This window comes from Ilumatobacter fluminis, assembly GCF_004364865.1.
Classification (GTDB): Bacteria; Actinomycetota; Acidimicrobiia; order Acidimicrobiales; family Ilumatobacteraceae; genus Ilumatobacter; species Ilumatobacter fluminis.
On the sequence record NZ_SOAU01000001.1, the window covers coordinates 2,277,341 to 2,285,399 of the forward strand.

The following is an 8,059-nucleotide window of genomic DNA, read 5'->3' on the forward strand; positions in this document are numbered from 1 at the left end:
CCATCACGGGCCCGCACCGGCCGATTGAGGTGAGATGAACTACTGGCTGCAACGCGCGGGTATGGCCGTTCTGCTGCTGCTGGCCGTCAGCATGCTGACGTTCGGCGCGATGAACGTCCTCGGCGACCCGTTGTTCAACATCCTCGGACCGGTGTCCGGGGCAAAGGATCTCCAGGGCACGGCACAGGCCGACGGGTATGCCCTGCGGACCCAGGGCGACATCCCGTCGGGCTCGTACACGATCGTCGAGGGGGTCGAGACGCTCGATCACGGCGAGGCCGTGCTCGTGGTCACCGGCGACACCCTGCCCAAGCGGGCCGACACGATCGCGGGTATGGACGCCGTCGACGAGACAGGCTCCACCATCACCATCGTCGGCGGTGTCGTACCGGGCCAGTTCGTCCAGAACGGCCCCGAGCCGAGCCAGTTGGCCGACGTCGAGGCGGCCGAGGAAGAGTTCTATCTCGATCAGCCGCTCCCGGTTCGGTACGTCTCGTGGCTCACCGACTTCGTCCAGGGCGACATGGGACCGCAGTTCTCCAAGACCGGTGAGCCGCCCGTCACCGACCTCATCAAGGAGCGACTCCCCCGCTCGTTCGCCCTCCTCGTGATGGCCCAGATCATGGCGACGATCATCGCCATCCCGTGGGCGCTCATCTCCGCGGCGAAGGCGAACAAGCCCGTCGACCGGGTGTCGACGATCACCACGTTCCTCATCATCGCCCTGCCGAACTTCGCACTCGGCGTCATCCTCAAATACGTGTTCGCGATCCAGCTCGGCTGGTTCCCGCAGACGTTCAACGCCGGCGACCCCTTCTACCAGCGCATGTACCAGCTGTTCCTGCCGGCGCTCACGATCGCACTCCCCGCCGCCGCCGTGTACCAGCGACTGCTGCGCACCGACCTGATCACCACGCTCCAGGAGGACTTCATCCTCATGGCTCGCGCCAAGGGCGTCAGCCGGCGCGACGTGCTGATGAAGCACGCCCTGCGGCCGTCGCTGTTCTCGTTCATCACCGTGTTCGGGATCAACACCGGCGCGCTCATCGGTGGAGCGCTGGTCGTGGAGAACATTTTCCGTGTTCCCGGCCTCGGCTCGGCGATCGTCGAGGCGGTGCTGGTCGAGGACTTCCCGGTCGTGTTGGCGATCGTCATGATCGTCGCCTTTGCGTTCGTGATGGTGAACATCATCATCGACGTGATCTACACCCTGATCGACCCGAGGGTCCGGACATGAGCGATCTCCCCGAATCCCCGGCGCTCGTCGCCGCCGACGTCATCCTCGAGGACGAACCCAGCGAGTCGATGAAGACCCGCCGCACCCTCGGTGTCGGCTTCTGGGTCTCGATCGCCTGGCTGGTCATCATCGTCCTGGCCGCGATCCTGGCGCCCTACCTCGGGCTCAAGGATCCCGATGCGAACTACATCGACCGCGATCTCGGTCGACCTCCGTACCCGCCCAGCGCCGACTTCTGGTTCGGCTCCGACAACGACGCGAAAGACGTGTTCTCTCGCACCATCTGGGGCGCACGGGTGTCGCTGGTCGTCGGTTTCGTGGCGATCGCCTGCGGCATGCTGATCGGCGGCACCCTCGGGTTGCTCGCCGGCTACCTCCGTGGCTGGTTCGACCGGGCGATCTCGTTCGTCTTCCTCGTCTTGCTGTCGTTCCCGGCGCTCGTGCTCGCGATCTTGATCACGGCGCTCCTCGACCGCAGCCTCCGCACGGTGGCCGGCACCCTGGGCTTCTTGTCGATCGCCCCCGTCGGCCGGCTCGCCCGAGCGACGACGATCCAGTACTCCGAGCGCGAGTTCGTCCTCGCCTCACGCACACTCGGCGCCAAGCACGGCCGGATCATGGTTCGTGAGTTGTTGCCCAACGTCCTCATCCCGATGGGTGCGTTGGGCCTGCTCGGCATGGCCGTCGCGATCGTGGCCGAAGGTGCGCTCGCGTTCCTCGGTCTCTCCGTCGAACAGGAACTCACGTGGGGCAAGCTGATCCAGCTCGGCTCCGGCAGCCGCGACCTGCAGGAGGCGCCATGGATCTCGATGGGGCCGATCCTCATCCTGTTCCTCACCGTGCTGGCGCTGAACTTCGCCGGCGACCGTGTTCGTGAGTACTTCGACGTCCGGGAGGTCTCGCTGTGAGTACCCATCTCCAGTCCGAGGGCCGGGTCCCCGATGGCACGCTCCTCGAGGTCGCCGATCTGAAGACCCACTTCCGAACCGAACGAGGCCTCGTGCGCGCCGTCGACGGCGTCACCTTCAGCCTGGCCCGCGGCAAGGCGCTCGGCGTCGTCGGTGAATCCGGCTCCGGCAAGACGGTCCTCAGCCGCACGATCATGGGCCTGCTGCCCTCGAACGCCGTCAACTCGGGTTCGGTCCGGTTTGCCGGCCAGGAGGTACTCGGCCTCGACTCGAAGCAGATGCGGCATCTGTGGGGTCGCGAGATGTCGATGGTCTTCCAGAACCCGATGGTGTCACTCAACCCGCTCATGAAGATCGGCAAGCAGATCGAGGAGCCGTTGCAGATCCACCTCGGACTCGACCGCCGAGCGGCCCGCGAGACGGCCGAGCGCCTGCTGCGAGACGTCCACATCCCCGAGGCCACGAAGCGCCTCGATCAATACCCGCACGAGCTGTCGGGCGGCATGCGCCAACGAGTCATGATCGCGATCGCCATGGCGTGCGGACCGACCCTGCTCTTCGCCGACGAGCCGACGACGGCACTCGACGTGACGGTGCAGGCGCAGATCCTCGAGCTGATCGGCGAGCAGCGACGCGAGCGCAACATGTCGGTGATCCTCGTGACCCACGACCTCGGCGTGGTGGCCGGCCACACCGACGAGATCGCTGTGATGTACGGCGGGCGTCTGGTCGAGAAGGCCCCGACCCGCGAGCTGTTCGCCAACATGCGGATGCCGTACACGAAGTCGCTGATGCGTTCCATCCCCAAGCTCGACGACCCGAGCCACACCCGGCTGGTCACGATCCCCGGCCGGCCACCCGATCTCGTCAACCCGCCGAAGGGGTGCCGCTTCGCGCCCCGCTGCGCCTACGCGCGCGACAAGTGCCTGCAGGAGGAGCCGCCGTTGGTCACCGCCGACACGTCCCCGGACCACGTCTACGCGTGCTGGTTCCCGGTGGGCTCGCCCGAGTTCCAGGAGCGTGACGCCGAGATCATGGCGGCGACCACGACCGGCGTCCAGCTCGGGGGTGGTCGCTGATGGCCGGCACCGGCACCGCACACCTCCGCGAGGGCGACGCCGTGCTGCGCGTCGAAGACCTCGTCGTCGAGTTCCCGATCGGTCGCAACCAGACGGTGAGCGCCGTCGCCGGCATCAGCTTCGACGTGATGCCCGGTGAGACGCTCGGCATCGTCGGTGAGTCCGGGTGCGGTAAGTCGACGACGGGTCGGGCGATCATGCAGATCAACGAACCCACGTCGGGTTCGGTCGTCTTCCAGGGCCGTGACCTCACGTCACTGTCGGCCGAGGAACTCCGATCGGCACGCACGAAGATCCAGATGATCTTCCAGGACCCGATCTCGAGCCTCAACCCGCGACGCAAGGTGCGCGACAGCGTCAAGGATCCGCTCGACATCTGGAACCGCGGCACGAAGCAGGAGCGACTCGATCTCGTCGATGCCACGCTCGAACAGGTCGGTATCGATCCGGCGCGCGCCGCCGAGAGCCGTCCGCACGAGTTCTCGGGCGGCCAGTGTCAGCGCATCTCGATCGCTCGGTCGCTCGTGCTCGACCCGACGATGATCATCTGCGACGAGCCCGTGTCGGCGCTCGACGTGAGTGTCCAGGCGCAGGTCCTGAACCTGCTCGAAGATCTGAAGGAGGAGTACGGCCTCACCCTGATCTTCATCGCTCACGACCTCGCCGTCGTCAAGAACATCTCCGACCGGGTCGCGGTGATGTACCTCGGCAAGTTGTGCGAGATCGCCGCCAGCGACGACTTGTACGCCCAGCCTGCGCACCCGTACACCAACGTGCTCGTCGAGTCGATCCCGATCCCCGATCCCGATATTGCCGTCGGTCAGGCTGCGGCGATCGGCGAACCGCCGTCGCCGGTGGCTCCCCCGTCCGGGTGCCGGTTCCATCCCCGGTGTCCGAACGCGACCGAGGTGTGTTCGACGGCCGAACCCGAGATCCGCGAGATCGCACCCGCGCACTACGTTGCGTGTCATCACCCGAACGTCACCCCCGTCACGATCGGCTCCTGAAGCCACCTGGCGAACCGTCGAGGCGCCGCGCTCGCTGCGCCGCACGCTCGGCGCCTACCAGATCGGCGGCGGCGACCCGACGACCCGACTCGAACCCGGCCGATTCCGCCGAGCGACCCTGACCCCCGACGGCCCCGGCACGCTCCAGTTGACGTGGCGCGCCGACCCGGCGCCGGTCGACGACGACGGGCTCGACGCCGGCGCGTGGGGGCCCGGCGCCGATTGGCTCCTCGCCCGGGTCGATGCGCTCACCGGTCGGCGGGACCAGGTGGTCGAGATCGAGGAGCCCGAGGAGTCCGACCGCCCGGTCGTCGCCGCGTTGGCCGCGTCGCGGACGATCCGCCTCGGTGCGTCCGGCACGCTGTACCACGAGCTGCTCCCGACGATCATCGGCCAGCGGATCACCGGCGGTGAAGCGCTGCGCCAATGGCACCGCCTGGTCCGAGAACTCGGTGAACCGGCGCCCGGCCCGCCCGAGGTGGCCGGCGAGCTGCGGTTGCCGCCCGCACCGGCGACGCTGTACCGGCGGCCGACCTGGTGGTTCCACCCGCTCGGGATCGAGGACAAGCGTGCCCGAGCCTTGACCGAGGTCGCCCGACATCCCCAGAAGCTGTTCGCCTGGGCCGACCTCTCCCCCGCCGACGCGGCCGCCAAGATGACGCTCATCCCCGGCGTCGGTCCGTGGACCGCCGGCACGGTGCGCGGCCTTGCGCTCGGCGACCCCGACGCCGTCGTCGTCGGCGACTACCACTACGCCAACGTCGTGGCGTGGGCGCTGGCCGGTGAAGCCCGTGCCGACGACGACCGGATGCTCGAGCTCCTCGCTCCGTACCGCGGCCAGCGAGGTCGGGTGATGTACGCCGTCGTACGAGCCACGGGCTCGGCGCCGAAGTTCGGGCCCCGTCAGCGAATCCTGCCCATGTCCAAGTGGTGAACGGTGCCGCTCGTTAGCATGCTGCCTTCGTGCGCACCGCTCTCGCTCCTGACGGCCCGTTCGGCCGGTTCGCCGAGCGTCTGCTCGTGCTCGAACTCCCCGACCTGCCCACCGATCGGCTCCGCACGACGGTCGCGTTCGTGTGTCGACGCGCCCAGCAGGTGCCCGGGCCGCTCCGCCTCGGCGTGACCACCCTCGCCGTCGGCACCGGGGTCGCCGAACGCTTCGTCGACCCTGACCGCATCGTCGGGTTCCTGCGTGTCACCGAGTTGCCGCTCGTCGGCGAGCTGGCCCGCATGGTGCGCTCGCTCGCGTTCGCGTTCGTGTGGGAGACCTGGCCCGACACCTCGCCCAGTGGGGCACCCGGAACGGTGACCGCCTGATGGGCACCCACTACGACTGCGACGTCCTCGTCATCGGCAGCGGTGCCGGCGGCGCCCCGACCGCCGCCGTGCTCGCCGAGTCCGGACTCGACGTGCTCGTCGTCGAGGAGGGGCCGTGGGTCGAACAGGGCGAGGTGGTCCCGTTCTCGCTCGACCAGATGGATCGCCAGTACCGCAGCGGCGGGCTCACCGTCGCGCTCGGGCGGCCGTCGATCGCCTACACCGAGGGTCGGTGTGCCGGCGGTGGCACCGAGGTGAACAGCGGCCTGTATCGGCGACCGTCGGAGCAGACCCTCGATCGATGGCGTCGCGGGTGGCGGATCGCCGACTTCGAGACCGACCGGTTCATGAGCCTCTGCGACGAGGTCGAGACCGCGCTGTCGGTCCAGACCGTGCCTGGCCGTCACACGCCGGCGAGCGAGCGACTCCGGTCGGGTGCCGCGGCACTCGGCTGGCAACATGACGAGATCCCGCGGTGGATGTCGTATCCCGACGACGGCGACGCCACCGAAGGGCAACGCCAGTCGATGACGCGGACCTACCTGCCTCGTGCGCGACGGGCGGGTGCCACGATCGTCACCGACACGCGAGTCGACCGGCTGATCATCGATCGCGGACATGCGTTCCGAGCGGAGCTCACCGATGCGAACGGGGAACCGGCGACGGTCGACTTCGGACACGTCATCGTGTGCGCCGGTGCGATCCACTCCCCTGCGTTGCTGCAACGGTCGGGCCTGCGCGGCCTCATCGGCCGACGCCTCGCCGTGCACCCGACCGTCAAGCTCGCCGCACGCTTCGACGAGGCCGTCAACGTGGGCGACGACGTCCCGGTCCACCAGGTGAAGGAGTTCGCGCCCGAGCTGTCGTTCGGCGGTTCGGCGAGCCATCCCGGTCTCGTCGCCCTGGCCCTCACCGACGCCTGGCCGACGATGCGTGACGCTGTCACCGCGTGGCCCGAGATCGCCGTGTACTACGCCGCGATCACCAGCGAGGGCCGAGGCCGTGTCCAGGCGCTCCCCGGGTTCCGTGACCCACTGGTCACCTACCGTCTCACGCGCCGCGACCGTGCGGTGCTCGGGCGAGGGCTGGCCCGGCTCACCCAGGTGATGCTCGCCGCCGGCGCACGCGAGGTCTACCCGTCGTTCCGCCACGCACCGATCGTGCGCGATCGCAGCGATCTCGCCACGCTCGCCAACCGTTTCAGCGCCGACGCTGCGAGCGTCATGACCGTCCATCTCTGCTCGACGGTGCCGATGGGCGACGACACCTCCGTCGCTGCGGCCGACAGCCACGGCAAGATCCACGGGACGAGCAACGTCTACGTCAACGACGCCTCGCTGCTGCCCGATGCGCCGGGCGTCAACCCGCAGGCGTCGGTCATGGCGGTGGCGCTCCGCAACGCACGACGCTTCGTCGAGGAGGTCGACGCGTGAGCCGGTCCATGCGATCCGTTCCCGACACCACCGTGGTCACGGGCGCCGGCGGTTGGCTGGGTACGGCCCTGGTCCACACCCTGCTCGACGAACGGTCAGGCACGATCGTCGGCCTGGTGACCGACGGCGACGAGGCGGCACGCCTCGGGGCACTCGACGAGCGGATCCGACCCGTGGTCGGCGACATCCGCGCCCCCGAGACGCTGGCACCGCTGTTCGATGCGGCGGACGGCACCACCGACGTGGTCCACACGGCGGGCGTCATCCACCCGACGACGTTCGACGACTTCGACGCCGTCAACCACGTCGGCACCCGCAACGTCCTCGACGCCGCCCGGCGTGCAGACGTCCGACGCTTCGTCCACGTGTCGTCGAACAGCCCGTTCGGCACCAACACCCACCCCACCGACCGGTTCCGCAACGACGAGCCGTATGCGCCGTACTACGGCTACGGCGAATCGAAGATGCGGGGCGAACTGGCGGTGTTCGATGCCGTCGACGCCGGTCTCGACGCCGTGATCGTCCGCCCGCCGTGGTTCTACGGTCCGCACCAGCCACCGCGCCAGACCACGTTCTTCCGGATGGTCCGGACCGGGCGTTTCCCGGTCTTCGGTGACGGGCGCCAGCGGCGCTCGATGTCGTACGTCGACAACCTGGCCCAGGGCATCGTGCTGGCCGAACTCGTCGAGACCGAACCCGGTCGGGCCTGGTGGATCGCCGACGAGCGACCGTACGAGGTGCGCGAGATCGTCGAGACGGTCGGCCGCGCGCTCGCCGACGAGGGCTTCGACGTCAGCCCGAACCGGTTCCGGGTACCCGACGTGGTCGGACGGCTGGCCGAACGCGCCGACGCGCTCATCCAGTCACGAGGTGGCTATCACCAGCAGATCCACGTGCTCGGCGAGATGAACAAGACCATCGCGTGCGACATCTCGGCGGCACAGCGCGACCTCGGCTACGCCCCGGAAGTCGACCTGTACGAGGGCATGCGTCGTAGTATCCGTTGGTGCATCGCGCAGGGCCTCGAACTGTGACCACACCGACTCTTCCGACCCGTTTTACGCGCCCCGAGCAGGGC

Annotated in this window: 8 protein-coding genes; all 8 read left to right on the forward strand. The window is 68.7% G+C overall.

Annotation, left to right across the window (positions count from 1 at the left end; translation table 11 throughout):
- Positions 1-34: 34 nt before the first annotated feature.
- From BDK89_RS10365 to BDK89_RS10400, 8 genes are read left to right on the forward strand one after another with little or no spacing between them, the layout of a single operon-like run.
- Positions 35-1,237, forward strand: a complete 1,203-nt coding sequence (locus tag BDK89_RS10365; RefSeq protein WP_133868879.1) for an ABC transporter permease — start codon at positions 35-37, stop codon at positions 1,235-1,237.
- Positions 1,234-2,145 (forward strand): ABC transporter permease, encoded by a 912-nt coding sequence (locus BDK89_RS10370; RefSeq protein WP_133868880.1) that lies wholly within the window; start codon positions 1,234-1,236, stop codon positions 2,143-2,145. The genes BDK89_RS10365 and BDK89_RS10370 overlap by 4 nt, the downstream gene beginning before the upstream one ends.
- On the forward strand, positions 2,142-3,224 hold the full coding sequence (locus tag BDK89_RS10375) for an ABC transporter ATP-binding protein (RefSeq protein ID WP_133868881.1): 1,083 nt from the start codon (positions 2,142-2,144) through the stop codon (positions 3,222-3,224). The genes BDK89_RS10370 and BDK89_RS10375 overlap by 4 nt, the downstream gene beginning before the upstream one ends.
- A complete protein-coding gene (locus tag BDK89_RS10380) occupies positions 3,224-4,231 on the forward strand; it encodes an ABC transporter ATP-binding protein (protein ID WP_133868882.1) in 1,008 nt (335 codons plus the stop codon). Before BDK89_RS10375 ends, BDK89_RS10380 begins: the two co-directional genes overlap by 1 nt.
- On the forward strand, positions 4,185-5,165 hold the full coding sequence (locus tag BDK89_RS10385; protein ID WP_133868883.1) for a DNA-3-methyladenine glycosylase family protein: 981 nt from the start codon (positions 4,185-4,187) through the stop codon (positions 5,163-5,165). The genes BDK89_RS10380 and BDK89_RS10385 overlap by 47 nt, the downstream gene beginning before the upstream one ends.
- A 29-nt stretch (positions 5,166-5,194) precedes the next feature.
- On the forward strand, positions 5,195-5,548 hold the full coding sequence (locus tag BDK89_RS10390) for a hypothetical protein (RefSeq protein WP_133868884.1): 354 nt from the start codon (positions 5,195-5,197) through the stop codon (positions 5,546-5,548).
- Complete coding sequence (locus BDK89_RS10395) at positions 5,548-6,981, forward strand: FAD-dependent oxidoreductase (protein ID WP_133868885.1); 1,434 nt, start codon at positions 5,548-5,550, stop codon at positions 6,979-6,981. Before BDK89_RS10390 ends, BDK89_RS10395 begins: the two co-directional genes overlap by 1 nt.
- A complete protein-coding gene (locus BDK89_RS10400; RefSeq protein WP_208294028.1) occupies positions 6,978-8,015 on the forward strand; it encodes an NAD-dependent epimerase/dehydratase family protein in 1,038 nt (345 codons plus the stop codon). The genes BDK89_RS10395 and BDK89_RS10400 overlap by 4 nt, the downstream gene beginning before the upstream one ends.
- Positions 8,016-8,059 lie beyond the last annotated feature (44 nt).

What these genes read in the sequence shown, in the direction of transcription:
- BDK89_RS10370 (WP_133868880.1), top strand. Translation starts at nt 1,234, where the DNA reads ATGAGCGATCTCCCCGAATCCCCGGCGCTCGTCGCCGCCGACGTCATC.
- BDK89_RS10380 (WP_133868882.1), top strand. Translation starts at nt 3,224, where the DNA reads ATGGCCGGCACCGGCACCGCACACCTCCGCGAGGGCGACGCCGTGCTG.
- BDK89_RS10365 (WP_133868879.1), top strand. Translation starts at nt 35, where the DNA reads ATGAACTACTGGCTGCAACGCGCGGGTATGGCCGTTCTGCTGCTGCTG.
- BDK89_RS10395 (WP_133868885.1), top strand. Translation starts at nt 5,548, where the DNA reads ATGGGCACCCACTACGACTGCGACGTCCTCGTCATCGGCAGCGGTGCC.